This is a genomic window from Haloferax gibbonsii ATCC 33959, from assembly GCF_000336775.1.
In the GTDB taxonomy this organism is placed as follows: domain Archaea; phylum Halobacteriota; class Halobacteria; order Halobacteriales; family Haloferacaceae; genus Haloferax; species Haloferax gibbonsii.
The window spans coordinates 112,669-132,839 of sequence record NZ_AOLJ01000005.1; the positions used below are offsets into that span (position 1 = coordinate 112,669).

General features: G+C 65.1%; 17 protein-coding genes. 3 read left to right on the top strand and 14 right to left on the bottom strand.

Annotation, left to right across the window (positions count from 1 at the left end; translation table 11 throughout):
• Positions 1-24 precede the first annotated feature (24 nt).
• Entirely contained in the window at positions 25-1,437 is a 1,413-nt protein-coding gene (locus tag C454_RS01775; RefSeq protein ID WP_004972013.1) for an amidohydrolase, read from the bottom strand.
• Between the two features lie 362 nt (positions 1,438-1,799).
• Here C454_RS01775 and C454_RS01780 point away from each other — a divergent pair, with 362 nt between their 5' ends.
• On the top strand, positions 1,800-2,564 hold the full coding sequence (locus C454_RS01780) for an IclR family transcriptional regulator (protein ID WP_004972015.1): 765 nt from the start codon (positions 1,800-1,802) through the stop codon (positions 2,562-2,564).
• A gap of 133 nt (positions 2,565-2,697) precedes the next feature.
• Here C454_RS01780 and C454_RS01785 read toward each other — a convergent pair whose 3' ends face one another.
• The 9 genes from C454_RS01785 to rhcC all read right to left on the bottom strand — a co-directional run bounded on the left by C454_RS01785 (position 2,698) and on the right by rhcC (position 13,466).
• Complete coding sequence (locus C454_RS01785) at positions 2,698-4,647, bottom strand: archaea-specific SMC-related protein (RefSeq protein ID WP_049904909.1); 1,950 nt, start codon at positions 4,645-4,647, stop codon at positions 2,698-2,700.
• 79 nt (positions 4,648-4,726) lie between these two features.
• Entirely contained in the window at positions 4,727-5,350 is a 624-nt protein-coding gene (gene rdfA / locus C454_RS01790) for a rod-determining factor RdfA (protein ID WP_004972018.1), read from the bottom strand.
• 844 nt (positions 5,351-6,194) lie between these two features.
• Positions 6,195-6,992: an L-rhamnose 1-dehydrogenase gene (gene rhcB, locus C454_RS01795; RefSeq protein WP_004972021.1), complete on the bottom strand. Its 798-nt coding sequence runs from the start codon at positions 6,990-6,992 to the stop codon at positions 6,195-6,197.
• Positions 6,993-7,043: 51 nt separating this feature from the next.
• Positions 7,044-7,895 (bottom strand): 2,4-diketo-3-deoxy-L-rhamnonate hydrolase, encoded by an 852-nt coding sequence (rhcF, locus tag C454_RS01800; protein WP_004972023.1) that lies wholly within the window; start codon positions 7,893-7,895, stop codon positions 7,044-7,046.
• Between the two features lie 84 nt (positions 7,896-7,979).
• The gene (locus C454_RS01805) at positions 7,980-8,738 is read right to left on the bottom strand and encodes an IclR family transcriptional regulator (protein ID WP_004972025.1); all 759 of its coding nucleotides are present in this window, start codon (positions 8,736-8,738) and stop codon (positions 7,980-7,982) included.
• Positions 8,739-8,956: 218 nt separating this feature from the next.
• Entirely contained in the window at positions 8,957-9,985 is a 1,029-nt protein-coding gene (locus C454_RS01810) for a TIGR03560 family F420-dependent LLM class oxidoreductase (protein ID WP_004972027.1), read from the bottom strand.
• Between the two features lie 2 nt (positions 9,986-9,987).
• Positions 9,988-11,193: an L-rhamnonate dehydratase gene (rhcD, locus tag C454_RS01815; protein WP_004972028.1), complete on the bottom strand. Its 1,206-nt coding sequence runs from the start codon at positions 11,191-11,193 to the stop codon at positions 9,988-9,990.
• A 185-nt stretch (positions 11,194-11,378) separates the two neighbouring features.
• Complete coding sequence (gene rhcE / locus C454_RS01820) at positions 11,379-12,413, bottom strand: 2-keto-3-deoxy-L-rhamnonate dehydrogenase (protein ID WP_004972030.1); 1,035 nt, start codon at positions 12,411-12,413, stop codon at positions 11,379-11,381.
• 183 nt (positions 12,414-12,596) lie between these two features.
• Positions 12,597-13,466, bottom strand: coding sequence for an L-rhamnono-1,4-lactonase (gene rhcC / locus C454_RS01825; RefSeq protein ID WP_049904910.1), 870 nt, complete (start codon positions 13,464-13,466; stop codon positions 12,597-12,599).
• Positions 13,467-13,545: 79 nt separating this feature from the next.
• On the opposite strand from rhcC, the gene C454_RS01830 reads away from it, so the two are divergent.
• Positions 13,546-13,848, top strand: coding sequence for an L-rhamnose mutarotase (locus tag C454_RS01830; RefSeq protein ID WP_004972034.1), 303 nt, complete (start codon positions 13,546-13,548; stop codon positions 13,846-13,848).
• Positions 13,849-14,389: 541 nt separating this feature from the next.
• Here C454_RS01830 and C454_RS01835 read toward each other — a convergent pair.
• Both C454_RS01835 and C454_RS01840 read right to left on the bottom strand, forming a co-directional pair.
• Positions 14,390-15,487: a Gfo/Idh/MocA family protein gene (locus C454_RS01835; RefSeq protein ID WP_004972036.1), complete on the bottom strand. Its 1,098-nt coding sequence runs from the start codon at positions 15,485-15,487 to the stop codon at positions 14,390-14,392.
• A 102-nt stretch (positions 15,488-15,589) separates the two neighbouring features.
• Positions 15,590-16,657, bottom strand: a complete 1,068-nt coding sequence (locus tag C454_RS01840) for a glycoside hydrolase family 88/105 protein (protein ID WP_049904911.1) — start codon at positions 16,655-16,657, stop codon at positions 15,590-15,592.
• A gap of 188 nt (positions 16,658-16,845) precedes the next feature.
• Between C454_RS01840 and C454_RS01845 the strand changes: the two genes are divergently transcribed.
• Positions 16,846-17,619, top strand: coding sequence for an IclR family transcriptional regulator (locus C454_RS01845; protein WP_004972043.1), 774 nt, complete (start codon positions 16,846-16,848; stop codon positions 17,617-17,619).
• Positions 17,620-17,638: 19 nt separating this feature from the next.
• On the opposite strand, the gene xacF is transcribed toward C454_RS01845, so the two are convergent.
• Both xacF and C454_RS01855 read right to left on the bottom strand, forming a co-directional pair.
• The gene (gene xacF, locus C454_RS01850; protein WP_004972046.1) at positions 17,639-19,090 is read right to left on the bottom strand and encodes a 2,5-dioxovalerate dehydrogenase; all 1,452 of its coding nucleotides are present in this window, start codon (positions 19,088-19,090) and stop codon (positions 17,639-17,641) included.
• A 135-nt stretch (positions 19,091-19,225) separates the two neighbouring features.
• Positions 19,226-20,134: an AEC family transporter gene (locus tag C454_RS01855; protein WP_004972049.1), complete on the bottom strand. Its 909-nt coding sequence runs from the start codon at positions 20,132-20,134 to the stop codon at positions 19,226-19,228.
• Positions 20,135-20,171 lie beyond the last annotated feature (37 nt).

Consider the following 20,171-nt stretch of genomic DNA (forward strand, 5'->3'; position numbering starts at 1 on the left):
CGAGATTTTACCGACGTCCACCGCCTACAGCGTGAGGTGGAACGGCGGTTCCGTCCCCTCCGGCAGCGCCGACTCGTACTCGCCGGGCACCGACGCCTCGAACTCCTCGCGGGCCGCCGCCACCAGCGCCTCGTCCGAGAGGAGGTCGAGCGTCGTCGCCGCGAGGACCTTCGCGGCGTACACGGCCGCCTTCGACCCGAAGCTCCCGTTTGCGGCGACCGCCTGCCACGTGTGCGACGGCGTCCCAACCGGCCACGACGCCGCCCAGAACTGCGCGGTCGGCGTAATCCAGCTCACGTCGCCGACGTCCGTGGAGCCGTTGAGCACTGTCCCCACGTCGTAGGAGGGTTGGGCGTCGGGATACAGCACCGACGAGCGCGCCGCCTCGCGTCGCTCTTCGGAGAGTTGCGCCGTCCGCGCCTCGATGGTCTCGGCCGAGAGCGTCTCCTGAAGCTCCGCCGCGAACTCGCGGTCCTCGTCGGTGTACGGGATGGGACCGGCGAGTCGCATGTTCTCCAACAGTTGGTCGGACAGCGCGTGATTCGCCACGTAGTCGTAACAGCCGGTGTGGAACCGCCGCGACACCGTCGTCTGAGTCATGAGCGCCGCGCCCTCGGCCACGTCGTCGAGCCAGTCGGTGATGCGGTCGACCTCGTCGCGAGTCGGCGCGCGGACGTAGAACCACGCCGTCGCCTCCGCGGGGACGACGTTCGGCGCGCCGCCGCCGTCGGGGATGGTGTAGTGGATGCGGGCGTCGTCGGAGACGTGCTCGCGCATGAACTCCGACCCGGTGTTCAGCAGTTCGACCGCGTCGAGCGCGCTCCGACCGGACTGGGGGCTGTCGGCGGCGTGGGCCGACTCGCCGTAGAACGTGTACTCGACGGAGTTCATCGCGAGCGTCTGGGCCATGAACGGCGCGCTGAGGTGGCTCGGATGCCACGTGAGCGCGGCGTCGAGGTCGTCGAACGCCCCGTCGCGGGCCATGAACACCTTGCCGACGAGTATCTCCTCAGCGGGACAGCCGAAGAACGTGACCGTCCCCTCGGCCCGCCCGTCGTCGATGGCGCGCTTCGCGGCGAGCGCGGCCCCGACACCGGCGACTCCGAAGAGGTTGTGCCCGCAGCCGTGGCCCGGCGCGCCGGCCTCGACCGGCTCTCTGCTCGACGACACCGTCTGCGACAGTCCGGGAAGAGCGTCGTACTCGCCGAGGATGCCGACGTGCGGTTCGCCCTCGCCGTAGGTCGCGCTGAACGCCGTCGGCATCCCGCCGAGACCCTCGGTGACGTCGAACCCGGCGTCGCGGAGAACCGACGAGAGCAACTCGGCTGACTCGGTCTCGTGAAGCCCGAGCTCGGGCGTCTCCCAGAGCGACTCGGTGAGCGAGACGAGTTCCGCCTCCAGCGACTCGACCGTCTCGAACGTCTCGTTGTGATTCATTGCGTCTCGTGTGCTTCGACTGGAGAAACCATAATAACACTTCCGGAGCGGTGGACGTTCAGGCGCCATATTCGGGTTAGAGATTGTGATTCACGAGGGGCGAATGTGAGCGGTGGGAGACGCCGAAACCGAGAAAGCGGCGTAGCACCGGATACCCGGGGCGTTCGAGCCGCTATCTCCCGGTTTCGATTGTCTCGCTCGCCGAATCAGGGACGGGGTGGTATCCTCCGAATCGGGCACGTATCGTGCGTATCGTTCACAAACGACTCGTTTCGGCGTCGGTACGCCCTAGATTCATCATCTAGCAATCATCATTCGGGAGAGCCGAAAATACTATGTGTCGTGGTGACGACCCGCAGGTAATGACCACAAACGCGAACGACCGCTCGCTCAAAACGACGGTCACAACCCTCAGAATCGTCGAATTACTCCGGGAACGCGACGGTGCCGGCGTGACCGAAATCGCCCGCGAACTCGACATCGCTCCGAGTACCGCGCACACCCACGTGACGACCCTCGAAGCGCAGGAATACGTGGTCAAAGAGGGCGATACCTACCATCTCGGGCTTCGCTTCCTCGGCCTCGGGAACTTCGTCCGGACGCGGAAACGCCGTTTCGGGAAAGCCGAACACTACACCAACGTGCTCGCCGAGGAGTCCGAGCGGCGCTCCATCTTCACCGTCGAAGAGCACGGCCGAGGAGTGTACGTCCACACCTCGCCCGGAAAACACGGCGTCTGGACGCAGTCGACCGTGGGAAAGCGCGTCTACCTCCACTCGACGGCGAGCGGGAAGGCCATCCTCGCCCACATGCCGACAGAGCGGGTCCACGAAATCATCGACCGGGTCGGTCTCCCGCAGGAGACGGAGCAGACGATTCACGACGAGGAGGCGCTGTTCGACGAACTCGCCGAAATCAGAGAGCGCGGCTACGCGCTGAACGTCGAAGAACAGATCAGCGGCGTCCGCGCGGTCGGGGCTCCCGTCATGGGACCGGACGGCGACGTGTTCGGCGCGCTGAGCGTCGCCGGCCCGTCCAATCGGATGAAAGGCGAGCAGTTCGACCGACTCACCGAGGTCCTCCTCGGCATCGCCGAGGAACTCGAACTGAGCATCGCGCTCTCTTGAGCGCGGTTCGCGGCCGTCGGATTCACTCGACTCGTGACACACCTAATAGTGTAACTCGAAACGGGGCGCTCAGCCCGGAGTGCGTCTCGACGCGGGTGCGAAAAAACGAGAGATGAACCCGTCGGCGGCGGCGTTACGCCGGCGAGTAGCGCGGGTAGTCGCTGTCGACGGCCTGCGCGTCCTCTTCGAGGAGGGCGACGGCGAGGTAGTCGGCGTAGTCCGCGAAGTAGTCGACGAGCCGCGAGATGCGGTTCGAGTCGATGGCCTCCAGCGAGTCGAGGACCATGAACGGAACCGTCTCGTAGACGTCGTGGATGAGGTAGCCCGCGAGCGCGAACACGAGGCCGGTCACCTCGCGCTCGGACTCCGAAAGGTGGGCGACGGAGTCCTCGTAGCTCACGCCGTCTTCGTTCGTCCGGATGACGTGGAGGTCGAACACCGACTTCGTGACCTTCTTTCGGCCCTCCCGAACCCGCTTTTCGGTGCGTTCGATCCAGATGCGGTCGAGGTTGTCGTATTCGAGCACGTCGAGCACGTCGTCCATGTGGGTGTTGAACTCCTCGACGGCCTCGGATTCGAGGCGCTTGATGCGCGTCCGAAGCTCCGCGAGTTCGTCTTCGATGTCCTCGCGGGCCGCTTCGAGTTCGTCGCGCTCGTCGAGTTTGCGCTCGATGTCGGCGATTTCGTCTTCGACGTCCTCGAGGTCGCTGCGGAGGCGGCCGAGGTCGTATTCGAGCTGGTTCGCCTCGCGGTGGAGGTCGAGCAGGTCGCCGTGTTCCTCGCTTTCGAGTTCGTCGACGGTCTGTTCGAGCGAGTCGATTTCGTCTTCGAGGTCCGAGCGGTCGGATTTGAGCTCCTCGATGCGCTCTTGGCGCGTCTCGCGCTCGCTTTCGATTTCGGACAGGCGGCGCTCGATGCGGTCGCGCTCGCGCTGGCGGCGCTCGTAGGTGGACTTCTCGTCTTCGAGTTCGGAGAGCTGTTCCCGGTGTGCGCGGTTGTCCTCGAGCTTGTCCTCGCGGAGCGTCCGGAGGCGTTCGAGCGTGCCCTCGATTTCGGACTTATCGACCTCGGAACCGCACGTCCAGCAGACGACCTGGTCGTCGCCGAGCAGTTGGTCGGTGACGCTGCCGCCGGAGTCGTCGGCGTCCCGGAGCGCGTCCACGACGTCAGAGGAGGTGCCAGAGAGCATCTCCTCGTTGAACTGAATCACGGACTGGAGCTCGTTGACGGTCGACTGAATCTGCTGGCGTCGCGTCCGGAGCCGGCTGATTTCGGACTCGATTTCGTCGATTCTGCCGCCCGCGACTTCGGGGAGGTCCTCGGCGTCGTCCTCGAGTTCGTCCTCCTCGGATTCGAGGGCGTCGAGGCTCTGTTTCTCCGTCTCGATGCGGCGGTCCACGTCGTTGATGTCGCGGCGCTTGCTCCGGAGGTCGCCGAGCTTGGATTCGAGCTCGCTTTCGACTTCCTGCCGCTCGCTCACGCTGGCGTCGTACTCTTCGACTTCCTGTTCTTTCTCGGCGAGTTCGTCTTCCTTCTCCTCGATTTGGTCTTCGAGTTTCGTCCGCCGGCGTTCGAGCTGCGGCAGGCGGTCCGAGAGGTTGCTGAGCGTCGAGAGCTCGTCGGCGATGTCGCGTTTCTCCTGCTGGAGCGACTCGATCTGCTCGTTGATGGACTCGACGTCCACCGGACGCATGATGAGGTCGCGGAGGTCGTCACCGCGTGCGACCGCCTGTCGGGCGTCGTTCGTCTCGAGCAGGAACGCGAAGAGGTCCGCGAGGTCCGGGTCGTCGAGGACGGGGTTTCCGCCGGAGATGACCGTGTCGCCCTGTCGCTCGAACGTCCGGGTGTACGTCTCGTCGCCGATGGTGAGCTCGACCGAACCCTCGTCGGCGTCGCCCTTGAGCGCCACGTCGTCGCTCCCGTGGGCGGCCATGATGGACCGCAAAAGCGACGTTCGGTTCGTGGCGTTCCGTCCCGCCAAAACCGTCACGCCCGGCTCGAACGACGTTGACAGGTTGTCGATGCCACCAATGTTTTCGACCGAAAGGTGGACTTTGGATTTCGACACTTGTTCTGAACTCATACCATGACCCAATAGGTACACCAATATAAAATCATCCGTTGAATCGAACAGAATGTGACAGAACTAATTATGTAAGCCGCTAGTTCGACACGTCCTCGTCGCAGTCGCAACCGCCCCGCCGGAGCAGTTCGATGACCTCGTACTGCGTCCCGCAGTCGCGGCAGTACACCTGCGTGTCCACGAGGACGTCGAAGTCGCCGAGCCGGAGTTTGCTCGTGTTGCGGAGCGAACTCAGACTCTGTTCGATGACCGCGACCAGTCGACCGCGGAGTCGCTGGATGGACTCGACGACGTTGTCGATTCTGTTCCCGGAGGAGGACTCTTTCGAGACGCCGCGAATCTCCGTCAGATAGGTGTAGACCGCCTGGTGAGAGACGAAATCGGAGAGCAGTTGGTCGACGTCGACGCCGCGAGATTGGAGTGTGTTCTTCGCCTGAACGCGCATCCCCTCGGTGGTCTCGTCTCCGGTGAGGAGCGTGTAGAGGTTCTCTACTTCGCCTTCGAGAACGTCCTCGCCCGCCTCGCGGAGCGCGGCGTCGAGCACCTTCTCGTTCATCAGGTCCGCGAGGTCACGGAGGCTGTCGCTGTCCTCGGGAGCCGTCCAGCGGTCGGCGAGCTGCTCGCCGAATCCGTCCAAGTCGTACGTCTCGATGACCCGTTCTACCTTGCTTAGGCGACGGTTCGTGCTTTGGTCGGTACCCATTACCCGTGATTCACACGGTAACGTAAAATATCTTCAGGTTTGGAGAGCGATTCGTCACACCCGGCGAGGCGCGTTCGTCAGAATTGAGCCGGCCATGTCCGGTAATATCGGATGAGATGGAATCGGATTGGGCGGCTCACGCGAGACCGAGCAGTAGCGCGAAACGTGAGTCGAGAACGCAGATGCTACGTAGCGGACGGGAAACAGCCGAAAAATGGAGCATCAATGGGACGTTGTGCTCGATGAGGTAGTCACCCCACGCGTTCATGAGTACCAGTTGGGCAGGCGTACTCGGTGGGGGCTACCACGCGTACAGTATGACTGACGTACTGATGGCTATCGTGCTGGTCGCACGGGATGCTGATCACACATGGGTCAGATTGCTCCGACCATGTGCTACTATGAATCACACCTATATAATAATTATGTACTTGGCAACCGTTGTGAGTCGGGTGCGAATCCCCGCCCGAATCCGCAGGTTCGACGCCGATACCCGAAGGCGACCGGGAGACACCGCGGCGTCGGCGACGTTCCGCGGGCGGGTCGATACTGCTCGGCACCGATATCTCGAGCACTCCGGCTCCGCGCCGTCGCGTCAGTTCGCGTCGAGCCTCCGGACCGACTGACTCCCGGGGTACTACGCAAAAATATGTCCGACGATGCCGGATGAGAATCGTCCGCAGTGAGCGTCGATGCGAAACCGACGTATTGAAAGCTAAAGCACCGATTTCGGCCGTATCAGTGTCGGACAGCAGTCGACGAGGGGGACGTACCGACGCGAGGAAAACGGGACGCGGGCGATGGTGGTGGCGGTAAAACGTCTGGAAGCCCGTCGAAATGCGGGCTATTGCTTGAGGTAGCCGCCGTCGACGGCGATTGACTCGCCGGTTATCCAGTCACCCTCCTCGGAGAGCAGGAGGACCGCGACGTGACCAACTTCCTCGGGTTGGCCGATTCGGTCGAGAATGTGCGCGTCGAGCGTCTCCGCGAGGATTTCGTCCGGCGACTTGCCCGACTGTTCGGCGTGTTCGTCGAGCCACGCCTCGACCATCGGCGTCTCGACGGTTCCGGGCTTGAGCGCGTTGACGGTGATGCCGTGGTCGCTCAGTTCCTTCGCCAGCACGGTCGTGAAGGCGAGGACGGCCGCCTTGGACGCGCCGTACGCCCCCTGTCCGGCGAACGGCCGCTCCGCGCCGACCGACGAGATGTTGACGATGCTCCCCTCGATTTCGCGGTCGACCATCCGAGCGGCGACGGCCTTGGAGACGAGGAACGTCCCCTTGGCGTTCACCTCGAAGTGGAGGTCCCAGTCGTCTTCGGTCGTTTCGAGAAGCGGGATGGCCTGCTGAACGCCCGCGTTGTTCACGAGGCCGTGGATGTCGCCGAGCGACTCCACCGCGGCGTCGACGGCGGTTTCGACGCCCTCGGCGTCGGTCACGTCGACCTCGTACACCTCGGCCTCGCCGCCCTCCTCGCGGACGAGTTCGGCCGTCTCCGCGGCCACCTCGGGCTTCGTGTCGAAAATCGATACGTCGGCTCCCGCGCGGGCGCAGCGGACCGCGATGCCGCGGCCGATGCCGCGCGCGCCGCCGGTGACGACGATATGCCTGTCTCTCAATCGGGTGTCTGTGTGCGTGCTCATAGTCGGTAGTACCGGGATATCGTATAAATAATTGCGCTGTACGGCGGCCGGTTACTCGTCGCGCTCGGCGACGACCGGGTTGGTGAGCGTGCCGATGCCCTCGATTTCCACGTCGACGCTGTCGCCCGGCGCGAGCAGTTCCGGCGGGTCGCGGAAGATGCCGACGCCGCCGGGCGTGCCGGTGGAGATGACGTCGCCGGGTCGGAGCGTGGTGATGTTGCTGATATACTCGACGACCTCGTCGACGCCGAAGATGAACTCGGAGGTGTTGGACTCCTGTTTCGTCTCGCCGTTGACGCGGCAGGCGACGTCGAGGTTGTGCGGGTCGAGGTCTGCCTCGGGGACGAACGTCGGCCCCATCGGGGCGAACGTGTCGTAGCTCTTGCCGCGGAAGAACTGGCCGTCGTCGAACTGGGCGTCGCGGCCGCTCACGTCGTTGATGGCGGTGTAGCCCGCGACGTAGTCGAAGGCGTCCTCGGCGTCCACGTTCTTGGCCGTCTGGCCGATGACGACGCCGAGTTCGACCTCGTAGTCGACCTCGTCGATGGCCGCCGGGTGAACGATGGGGTCGCCGGGGTTCGTGACGGACGTGCCGGCCTTACCGAACAGAAGCGGACGTTCGGGCACCTCTTCGTCCTGTTCTTCGGCGTGGTCGTGATAGTTGAGCCCGACGCAGACGATTTTGCCGGGGCGCGGGACGGGCGCGAGGAGCTTCACGTCCTCGACGGGGACCGACTGGTCCTCGGCGGCGTCCGCGGCGTCCTCGACGACGGTGAGGAAGCCGGGGCTGTTCAGGTTCTGGACGGTGACGTCTTCGCGGAGGCCGGAAAGCGGGACGACCTCGCCGTCGCGATGGGCACCCCACTCCGGGGCGCCGCCTGCGGTGTATCGAACGAGTTGCATCGTTACACGATGCCACACCGTGATACGTAACTGTTGCGCTCTACGCAGCATTGCGACGGCGGGGATAGGTCCGCGGCCCGCCGACTACGAGTACGTCAGGTTCACCTCGATGACGTTCGCGCTCTTGAGAATCTGGTTCGGCAGTTCCTCGGTGAACCGCTCCTCGCGCATCCGGCTTTTCGGCCCCGAGACGCTCACGGCGGCGATGGCGTAGTCGTCCTCGTTGAGTATCGGCGCGGCCACACAGCGCATGCCCTTGACGCGCTCTTCGTCGTCGTACGAGTAGCCGCGCTCGCGGACCTGCTCCAGCACGTCGAACAGCTCCTCGCGGTCCGTGATGGAGCGGTCCGTCACCGCCTCTAACCCGTGGCGGTCGAGGATTCGCTCGACTTCCTCTCGCGGCCGGTTCGCCATGATAGACTTTCCGAGGGCCGTCGTCTGCAGAGGAACACGCATCCCCGAATGGGTGTCCAGCCGGACGGCGTCGGGCCCCCGAGACCGGTACAGGAAGACGCCGACGCCGTGTTCCTCTATCATCAGGTTCGCGTGCTCGCCGGTCACCTGCGCGAGCTCGTTTATCTCGGGACGGGCGATTTTGAACACCTTCTGGCGGGACCGCGCGTGAGCGCCCAACTGGAGGAACCGCGTGCTGACGTAGTACGTGTCGCCCTCCTTGACGAGGTACTCCTGTTGCTCCAGCGTCCGCAGGTGGTCGTGAATCGTGCTGGTCGGCTTATCGAGCCGCTTGGCTACCTCCGAGACGCCCGCCCCGTCGAGTTCCCGCAGGAGGTCGACGAGTTCGAGCGAGATTTTGACCGCGTTGACCGGAACGTCCTTCGCCATAGTTGGTTATGAATCCTCATCCCTCAAATGTCTTTCCGCTATGGCCGGAAATGATGGAGGTGTCACGAGCGACGAGCCGGGTTTGAGAGTACCTAAATAATTCAAATAATCCAGATAGTTTGGGGTATTCAAGTAGACGTATGACGCGAGGGTGGCAAAAAAGAAAACGAGTGCCCGGGGGAGACGCGAGCGCGACGCGCTCGACCCGCGGGGGCGTCTCAGCTGAACTGCGGGATGACTTCGTCCGCGAACAGTTCCATCCCGTCGGTGTCGGGGAAGTCGATGAACCAGCCTTGGAACTTCGTCACGCCCGCGTCGATGCGGCGCTCGATGGCCTCCGCGCACTCCTCGGGCGTCCCCATGATGAAGTACTCCCGGGCGTCTTCCTCGGTCACGATGGGCGCTTGGTCCTGATACTCCTCTTCGAACTGGATGGGCGTCATCAGGTCGAGCAGGCGGTCGAACTTCTCCTCGTCGCGCGTGCAGATGACGTGGCCGTCCCACGAGTACTCGATTTCGTCGGGGTCGCGGCCGACGGTCTCGCAGTGGTCTTCGATGACGCCGATTTTGTGTTCGAGCGTCTCCACGTCGCCGTTGAACACGTCGGTGTTCCACACGTCGGCGTGCTTGGCGACGAGTTTGAGCGTGACCTCCTCGCCCTGCCCGCCGACGAGGATGGGCGGGTGGGGGTCCTGTACGGGCCCGGGGACGCAGTAAGCGTCCTCTATCTGGTAGTGCTTCCCGTCGAAGCTCGCACCGTCGGTCCCGGCGGCCCACATGCGCTTCATGAGGCGGATGGACTCGTCGAGGCGCATCAGGCGCTCGAAGCCGTCGCGGTACTCCCAGCCGTAGGCGTCGTACTCCGGCTCGTGCCAGCCCGCGCCGAGGCCGAGTTCCAGCCGCCCGTCGGAAATCACGTCGAGCGTGGCCGCCATCTTGGCGACGAGCGCCGGGTTGCGGTAGTCGTTACAGAGGACGAGCGAGCCGAGGTTGATGTCCTCGGTGAAACCGGCGATGGCCGACAGCAGCGTCCAGCACTCGTACTCGGCGTGGTCGCGGCCCAACAGCAGGTGGTCGGGTGCCCACACCGCGTCGAAGCCGAGTTCCTCCGCCTTCTGGACGCCCATCTTGGTCGTCTCCCAGTCGAGCGCCTCGTACTCCGGGGTGTCGCGGTGCGTCGGCTCGGTCCCCTCGTCGGGCGCGCCGGCGAAGACGGGGACGTTGTACTCGAAGCTGATGTCAGACATCGTTACTCGATGGCGAAGTGTTCGAGCGCCTCGCGGTTCAGTTGGGTGCTGACACCGGGTTCGTCAGGGAGCGGAATCGACCCGTTTTCGGGCGACGGCGGGTTCTGGAAGATGGCGTCGGCGTAGGTCGACTCGCGTTTCTCCTGGCGCTCCTCGAACCACTCGGGGGTCGGGAAGTACTCCGCCATCGGCATGTTCGTGTGCCCGGCGATGGCGTGAAGCGTCGGGTTCGTGCCGGCGTGCGGGATGACGGGCACGTCGTGGACTTCGGCCATGTCGGCGACTTTCTGCAGCTCCGTGATACCGCCGACGCGACCCACGTCGGGCTGGAGGATGTCGACCGCGCCCTCCTCGAGGAGGTCCTCGTGGCCCCAGCGGGTGAACTCGTGTTCGCCGCCCGAAATCGGCATCGGCGCGGCCTCGCGGACCTCGGCGTAGCCGGAGATGTCGTCGGCGATGACCGGCTCCTCGACCCACGCCATGTCGTACTTGCCGAGGCGCTGGGTCATCTCCTTGGCGTACTTGACCGACCAGCCCATGTAGGCGTCGCCCGCGATTTCGATTTCGTCGCCGACGGCGTCGCGGACCGTCGCGACGATTTCCTCGTTCTTCTTCATGCCCGCGCGGCCGTCCTCGGGGCCGTGGAGGAAGCGGAGCTTCATCGCGTCGAAGCCCTCCTCGACGTACTGGATGGCCTCGCGCTCGAGTTTCTCCATGTCGACGGGGTGGAGGTTCGACGCGTAGGCGGGAATCTCGTCTTTAGTGGGGCCGCCGAGCAGTTCGTACACCGGCTTGCCGGCGTCCTTCCCGGCGATGTCCCACAGCGCCTGGTCGACCGCGCTGATGGCCATGACGGCGACGCCCTTCCGACCGAACGGGAGCGTGGCGCGGTACATCTGTTCCCAGAGCAGTTCGCGCTGCATCGGGTCCTCGCCGACGACGATTTTCGAGAGCGTCTCCTCGACGACGGTGGCGATGGCACCGGTTCCCCAGTTGCCGACGCCGACGCCGGTGATGCCCGCGTCCGTCTCGACCTCGACGACCACGTCGCCCACGGGGCCCATCCACTTGCGGCGGGCCTGCGGGTTCTCGCCGTCGACGTTGCGGTACTCGTCGTACTTCGACATGATGGTGACGAGCGGGAATTCGATGAACTCGCCCCACGACTCGTTACTGATTTTCGTCGCTGAGATGTCTGTAATCTCCATGATTTGTTTGGTACGACCTCACATCCAATCGGCACGGGTAAAATAGTTTCTGTCGTTGGGCGACCTGTGGCCCGGAGAGGTCGCTGGTTCGTCGGTCGGTCGGCCCGCCGTCAGTCGGTCAGAGACTCGAATCAGTCGGTGACGCGGCGGCGCCGCCTCGGTGGGGTGCCTGTTGTCGTGTCGCTTCAGCCGTCGAACTGGAAGACCGGCTTGCAGGTCTCCGAGTCGAGGAACGCCTCGAACGCCTCGGCCGGGTCGTCGACGCTGTAGGAGGTGTCGAGAATCTTGTCGACCGCGATTTCGCCGCGCTCCATCAGGCGAAGCGCCTGCTCGAAGTTGGTCCACGTCGAGCCGTAGGAGGTGTTGATGTCGACTTCGCCGCGCACGGTCGACGTGAGGCTGAGTTCGCTCGGGGAGTTCGGGATGCCGACGACGACGATTTGGCCGCCCTTGCGGACCACGTCGTTCCCGGAGACGACGCCGCTGTGGTGGCCCGTCGCGTCGAAGACCACGTCGAAACCGATGCCGTCGGTCTGGCTCTCGACCCGCTCGTCGAGGCCGTCTTCCTCCTGGAGGTTCACCGTGTCGATACCGAGGTCTTCGAGCAGCGGGAGGCGATACGCCGCGTCCTGTCCGAGCCCGGAGACGACGACGTTCGCGCCGAGGGAGTCGGCGACGGCGGCGACGAGCATGCCGATGGGGCCCGGCCCCTCGACGAGGACGTTGTCGCCGGGGGTCGTCACCGACTGGTCGAGGACCGCGCGCGTGGCGATGCTCGTCGGCTCGGTGATGGCGGCGTGCCGGAGGGGAACGCCCTCGGGCACCGCGTGGACGTGCTCGGGCGCGACGGTGACGTACTCCGTGTACGCGCCGTCGCGGTGCATGCCCGTGATGGAGAAGTTCTGGCAGACGTTGGGCTGGCCGTTCTGACACTGGAAGCAGTGACCGCAGTCGTGAATCGGCTCCTCGACGACCTTGTCGCCGACCTCGAACGTCTCGACGTTCCCGCCGACCTCGGCGACCGTCCCGGAGTACTCGTGGCCCATGATACGCGGGATGGGAATCCACTCGTAGCCGCCGTCGTACTTGTAGGCGTGGGCGTCGCTGCCGCAGAGGCCCGCCGTGTGGACCTTGATGAGCAGTTCGTCTGCACTGGGGGTGGGGACCTCTCGCTCCTGTGTCTCTACCGAGCGCGGCCCGGTCTGAATAATGGCTTTCATAGTTGCGAATAACCGTGTGGGTTCGTCTCGTTTACACCATGTGAACACACCGATTAATATGTTTGGGTGCGGGCGGAGAATTTCGGTGATAGCGCGGCTGAAGCCGCGGCTACACGGGGCGAGCTGTCGGCTATATCCGGCGACACGCCCCGCGTCCGCCAGCACGAACCATAAGACGGCGGCTCACCCGAGGTCGACGTGCCGCCGGAACGACTTCCCGGTCAGCCACGACCGGTCGGCCTCCGACAGCGAGTCGACCTGCTTGAGCCAGTTGCACGCCTCGGCGTAGCTGGCGACGTCGCTGACGTTGGGGTAGTCCGAGCCCCAGACGACCCGCTCGCGCCCGAAGGTGTCGAGGAGCCACCGGACGTGGTCGTGCATGTCGACGTAGGGGAACGCCGAGTCCGACATGTGGACGATTTCCGAGACCTTCACCGCGACCGAGTCGTGTTCCGCGAGGTCGGCGAACCGGCTGAACGTGCCCTCGTCGGTGGGCGTCTCGGGGCCGGCGTGAGCGAAGTGGTCGAACAGGTAGGTGAGTTCGGGATACGCCTCGACGAGGTCGAGCGCCTGGTCGAGTTGGCCGTGGTCGCAGAGAATCTGGACGGCGGCGTCGTGTTCGACCGCGGCCTCCCAGAAGGCGGTCTCCTCGATGCTCTCTCGGAGCCACGTCACGCTCGGGTCGAACGTCTCCCACATCCGGTCGTACGGGCAGGCAGCGCCGAGTCGGAAGCCGAGGACGCCGTCGGTCTCCATGCAGCGGTCGAGGCGCTCGACGGCGTCGTCGGCGAACGGGTCGAGCATCACGATGCCGTGGAGCCGGTCGTACTTGGCGGCGACCCGTCGGGTGTACCAGTTGTCCGTCCAGTCGCAGATCGGGTAGCCCACGACGACCGCCTCGTCCACGCCGTTTCGGTCCATGTCGGCGAGCAGGCGCTCGGCGGTGTAGACGGTGTGCACGTCGAAGCTGTCCACGAGGTCCAAGATGGGGCCGTTGGTCCACGGATGCTCCGGGCTCGCGGCTCCCCACGCGTGGGTGTGGGTATCTATCATTACAGTCGATGACGGGCGACCACGTACTAAATCTTACCCGCCGAAGAGCTAAGACGGGTGCCGTCGAATCGGGGGTCGTATGGCGCGAATCGCGTTCCACCTTGAGATAAAGGACGGCAAGCGAGAGGAGTACCGAACGAAACACGAGAACGTCCCCGAGGCGCTCGAATCCGCCTACCTGGACTCCGACGCCGGGCTACAGACCTACAGCGTCTTCGAGAAGGACGGCCACGTCTTCGGCTTCATGGAAGTCGACGACCCGGAGGCCATCCAAGAGGTGATGGACAACAGCGAGGCGCAAGCCGACTGGGCGGAGCTCATGAGCGGCATCACCGTCGAGACCGACGACAGTTGGATGGACGAAGTCTATCGGATGATCTGACGCTCGAAGGGGACAGTTGTCCGGCCATGGCGGAGCGTCCGCCATCAGCGATGAATTTCTCACCGGGAACAGTACTGGACGAATTACCCCAAAGTCGCATTTACCGCGGAGTAGCGGCGCACAAATAGCCGTTTCCCGGGATAACCGTTCGCTCCGGTCCTTCCGGATACGTATCCGCCACTGGCGGAAAATCGGCGCGGCTCGAATCGACCGTGGAGCGTCACCCGCTAACCGAGTGGTACGACGGCTCGATGTACGCGATTGCCGTCCAAACGGGTTGTACGCCCCTAATCATTACTACCATAGAATTGTAATTTGGTATTGTTTCTACGCGGAGTGACGCGGATATATCCCGAAGCGCAGATTCGACCGGCCGGACGAGAAGACCAACGCGGGAGAGAGCAATGGAAAACGCGATACTTCACTATGTGGGCCTCTATCCGCAATATACGCCCGGTTCAGTTCGAGAACCGGTGTCAAGAAACCATCCGGCCATACCGGAAGTCATTCCGGCGTGAGCGACTGACCGACCGACCGCGCCTCACCACGACGTGATTGGGACCTCCCGGAGCGGCCCTGGAAGCGGGATATCGACCGTCGAATCGGTGTAGTGCGAGAGGTAGAACCCGACGATGATTTCGAGCGAGCGGGTCGCCGCGACGCCGGGCGAGTAGTTCTCCGCCGTCCCGTCGAGGAGGTCCTGCACGTGGGCCGCCGCGTTGGCGAACGACCCCTTGTAGTCCGATTCCCACGTCCACGCGCCCTCGATGCCGGGGAGCGGTCGCTCGACGTGTTCGCCGTCTTCGAGCGACCAGTAGCGCCACTCGCCGTCGTCGTTGTTCATGTAGAGCTTGCCCTCGGTGCCGATGAAGCTCAGCGTCATCGACGAGATATCGCGCGGAATCGTGCAGTCTACCGTGACGAACGTGCCGTCGTCCATGACGACGTGTCCGCCGCCGCCGGCGTCGACGACCGACTCCGTGGCGTCCAGCGCGTCGAGCGCCTCGTTCTCGCCGGTGATGTGGCCGCTCACCCGCGACGCCCGCGCGTCGAGGAGGTAGACGAGCGTGTCGAGGACGTGCGTGGAGTTCCGCATGAGTTCCATGCGGTACTGCGCGCTCACGGACTTCACCTCGCCGAGGATGCCCTCCTCGCGGACGAGGTCGCGGAGTCGGCGAAGCTTGTCCGTGAACCGGAAGGAGTGGTTGATGACGAGTTCCGTGTCGGCCTCCTCGCAGACGGCGACCATCTCCTCGGCGTCGCTGACGGACGACGCGATGGGCTTCTCGCACCAGATGACCGAGGGGTCGGCCGCGGAGCGCGCGGCGTCGACGACGTGGTCGCGGTGGAGGAACGACGGCGTGCAGACCGACACGGCGTCGAGGTCCTCGGCCTCGAGCATCGCCTCGTGGCCGACGTACCGGCGGTCCGCGGGGATGTCCCACGCCTCGCCGAAGGTGTCCAGTTTCGCCTCGTCCACGTCGGCGACGGCGACGAGTTCGATGTCGTCGGTCGCGGCGTACCCGCCCGCGTGGCTCGCGTCGATTTTCTCTCTGCCGATGGCCTCCTCGTCGTGCATGCCGAGGATGCCCATCCCTGCGATGCCGCCCGTGCCGATGATGCCTGCGTGGTAGGTCATGGTGTCTTCTGTCGCTCGCGTTCGTTCGTCAATGTTCGCCGGAGCGCATAACTGTGGTGCCGGCTCCGAAAGCGCCGAGAAGGATACCGGGGGTCGAGAGGTTCAGTCGAGCGCGGCCGCGGCCATGAGGAACCAGCCCTGCCCGTAAGGCGTGTCCGTCAGGGGTGCTTCGGGACCGCCCGGCGGCCCTGCGACGCGGTTGACCGCGCCCGCTTCGCCGACGACGCGGGAGACGGCCGCAAGCCCGTCTTCGGCGGGTTGGCGGTAGGTCTCCTCGTCGAGGATGCCGAGGTCGATGCCGCGGGCGAAGGCGTAGGCGAACATGAGCGTCCCCGACGACTCCAGCGGCGTGTGGGGGTCGTCGACGAGGTTGTGCCAGAAGCCGCTGCCGTCCTGCAGCGGGAGGAGCGCCTCGCAGTGCGACCGGAACAGGTCGAGGAGGTCGTCGCGCTTCGGGTGGTCCTCGGGGAGCCGTTCGAGCACGTCAGCCGACGCGGAGGCGGCCCAGCCGTTGCCGCGCGCCCAGAACGCGCCCTGCGGGTAGTGGTTCGGCTGTTCGACCCAGATGTGTCGGAACAGGCCCGTGTGACTGTCGCGGAGGTGCGCCGCGTGAATCAGAATCTGCTCGACCGCCTCGTCGAAGGCGTCGTCGTCGCCCGCGGCCGCGCCGTAGCGCGCGAGGAACGGGCACATCATGTAGACGGAGTCGATCCACAGCGACTTGATGCCCGCGAGTTCGGGGTCGTGGTGGGGGATGCCGCCGTCTTCGGTCCGCTCGAAGGAGAGCAGCGATTCGTAGGCGCGCTCGGCCGCGTCGAGGTAGCGGTCCTCGCCCGTGCGGTCGTAGAAGTCGAGGACGCCGTGGCCGATGGCGGTGCTGTTGTTCGTGTTCATGCACTTCTTGACGGTCAGCTCCCAGCTCGCCTCGTACTCGCGGCCGTGGCTGAAGACCTCGATCGGGTAGCTCGGGCCGTAGCTCAACTGCCCGGCGTCGTTCTGGGTCGCCACCGCGGTGTCGACGAAGTGCTTCGCGCGCTCGACCGACTCGTCTCCGCCCTCGGCGAGCAGGCCGTTGATGGCGACGCCGGTGATCCACGATTGACCGTCGATGTCCAACGACCGGAGATACGACGCGGCGCGCTGGACTGGTGTAAGCTCGTCTGCTGGCATGGGTACAGTACCCACACGAATACGTGCGAGGATGAAAAATGTATCCCATGGCGTCGCGCCACCACCGGACGGCGGCCGTGCGCGCCGGTCGGTCAGCCAGTCCGAAACCGAGAAGCGCTCGTTCGTCACAACAGACACGTTCCCCAGGCGGGAACAGATATATACGGCTCGGGTTCGACTGTCACACCATGAGCCCCCAACCGAACAAACGCCCCGGCCGAACAATCCGCTCGGTCCAGATAGCGTTCAATATCATCGACCTCCTGCAGGAGGAGGCGGGCATCGGGGTGACACGAATCGCCGACGAACTCGGCCACTCGAAGAGCACGGTCCACAGCCACCTCCGAACGCTCGAAGAGCGGCGCATCATCGTGCGCGAGGGCGACGGTTACCGCCTCGGCCTGCGCTTCCTCGACGTCGCCTCGCACGTCCGCGACCAGATAGGCAACTTCGACATCGTCCAGAAGGAGGTCGACTCGCTGGCCGAGGAGACGGGTGAAATCGTCCAGTTCGGCGTCGAGGAGTACGGAATGGTCTCGTACCTCCACAAGGCGCAGGGCGAACACGCCGTCGAGACGCTGTCGCGGGTGGGAACCCAACAGCCGATGTACTCCACGTCGCTCGGCAAGACGATTCTCGCGTACCTTCCCCCCGAGCGCATCGAGGAGATCGCGGCGGCGATGGAGTACGAGCCCAAGACGGCGAACACCATCACCGGGCCCGAGGAGCTGTTCGAGGAACTCGAAACCATCCGCGAGCAGGGGTACGGCATCGACGACGAGGAGAACATCAACGGCCTGCGTTGTGTCTCCGCGCCGGTCAAGAACGACGAGACAATCCTCGGCGCGATTAGCATCACCGGCCCGTCGAGCCGGTTCACCGAGGACCGCCTGCACGGCGAACTCGCAGACTACGTCCGGAGCGCCGCGAACGTCATCGAACTGAACACGAAGTTCTCCTGAGCGCGCGGGGGCCCGCGGCTCAGTAGTTCTCGTAGATGGTCTTCACCGACGAGAAGAAGTCGAGGCCGGCGTCGCCCTGCTCGCGGTACGTGTTGGTCGAGGAGTCCTTGTAGCCGCCGAAGGGGACGTGGAGTTCGAGACCGGTCGTCTTCTCGTTGATTTTCGCGACGCCCGCTTCGACCTCGTTGACGAAGCGCTTGCCCTCGCTGAGGTCCTGCGTGACGATGCTGGCCGACAGGCCGTAGTCAACGTCGTTGGCGAGGTCGAGCGCGTTCTCGAACGAGTCGGCCTCGACGACCGCCAGCACGGGGCCGAAAATCTCCTCTTGGGCGATGCGGGCGTCGTTTCCGACGCCGGAGAACACGGTCGGCTCGACGAAGTAGCCGTCGTCGTAGTCGTCGCCGGAGAGCCGGCTTCCGCCGGCTTCGAGCGTCGCGCCCTCCGAGGAGCCGATGTCGATGTATTCGAGCGTCGAGGACAGTTCGTTCTCGGAGACGTGCGGGCCCATGTCGGGGTCGTCGAGCCCGTCGCCGACGACGAGCGACTCGGCGTAGTCGGCGATGGCCGCGACGAACTCGTCGTACACGTCCTCGTGGACGATGGCGCGCGAGGTGGCCGTACACGACTGGCCGGTCGTGCCGAACGCGCCGACGCCGACGGTCTCGGCGGCCGCCTCGATGTCCGCGCTGGGCATCACGACGGTCGGGTTCTTGCCGCCCATCTCACACTGGACGCGCTTGAGGTCGACCGCGGCCGTCTCGGCGACCATCGTCCCCACGGCGGTGCTGCCGGTGAAGGAGACGCCGTCGATGCGTTCGCTCTCGATGAGCGGACCGCCGACCTCGCTGCCGGAGCCGGTGATGGTGTTCGCCACGCCGGCCGGGAGTCCCGCGTCGTCGAGGCATTCGAGGACGATGGAGACGACGGCCGGAGCTTCGGACGCCGGCTTGAGGACGACGGTGTTACCGGCGGCGAGCGCCGGGGCGAGCTTCCAGACCGGGATGGCGATGGGGTAGTTCCACGGCGTGATGAGCGCGACCGTCCCGAGGGGTTCGTGCTTCGTGTAGAGGTCCTTTCCGGGGGCGCTTGCGGACTTGACGGTGCCGCCGAAGTCCCGCGCCTTCGCGCCGTAGTAGTGGAAGATGTCGATGGCGCGCTGTACCTCGCCGCCCGCCTCGGAGCGCGTCTTGCCCTCCTCGCGGACGAGCACCTCGGTCGCCTCTTCCTTGCGCGCTTCGAGGTTGTTGCCGGCCTCGCGGAGAATCGCGCCGCGGGACGGGCCGGGCGTCGACGCCCACTCGTCCTGTGCGGCGACGGCCGCGTCGAGCGCCGCCTCGACGTCCGCTTCGGAGGACGCCGGGTGGACGCTGACGACTTCGCCGGCCGCCGCGGGGTTCGTGACTTCGAACGTCTCTCCCGACTGGGAGTCTGTCCATTCGCCGTCGATGAAGTTACCGTAAGTTCTCGACATTCGACCTAGCCATGCACACCCATCACTAAGTAAGCTTCTCATGCCGGCGGCGGTGGCCGCCACGCGTTCGTGACCGTCACAAGGCGCGAGAGAATCGAATTCGGGCGTTGGGAGAACTGCCGACGAGCCGCCGCCTCAGAGAAGGAACTGGAGGACGACGAAGAGCGTCACGACCGAGACGGCGGTGGTGGCGAACACGTTTATCGACGCGAGGTCGGCGTCGCCGCCGAGTTCGTTCGCGTAGATGAACGACGAGACGGCGGTCGGCGTCGCGAGCATCGTCACGCCGGCTTGGACCGTCGTCCAACTCGACGCGAGCGTCGAGAACACCGCGAAGGCGACGAGCGGCATCAAGATGACCTTGCTACCGACGACGGCCCCGACGGTGCGGAGGTCGAGCGACTCGGCGGAGACGGTGAGCGACGCGCCGATGGAGAGCAGCGCCACGGGGAGCGCGAGCGAGGCGAGCGCGTCGAGGCCCGTCACGAGAACCCCGGGGACGCCGAGGCCGAGCCCGGAAAAGGAGAGCCCCAACACGAGCGCCGGGATGACCGGCGTCTTGAGCACGCCGATGAACTCCTCTTTGAACGACACGTCAGCGCCGTTGACGAGGACGAGAACGGTGATGGTGAGCGGGACGTGGGTGAGCGCGCCGACGCCGAGGATGACGCTCGCCTTCGCCGTCGTGAGCGAGCCGAACGTCGAAGCGACGAGCGGGAGGCCGAGGAAACCGAGGTTGGAGTAGTACGACTGGACGATGGCGACGCTCCGAACCGAGTCCGGCGACACCCGGCGGTGGACGACCCAGCCGACGGCGAGCATGGTGAAGAGGACGAGCCAGAAGCCCAGAAGGAGCGTCGGCTCGATGACCTCGCGAATCGGTTGGTCGTACGTCGAGGTGAACACGAGCGCGGGGAGCGCGAAGGCGAACGCGAAGAACGTGAGCTTGTCGCGGCGGCTACTGTCGAGGAGGCCGAGACGCTTCGCTAGCGCCCCGAGGCAGAGCACCCCGAGCATGTAGCCCAGATTTGCGGCGACGGTCATACCCTCCCATCGAACAGGGGGGTCCTTCCGTGTTACG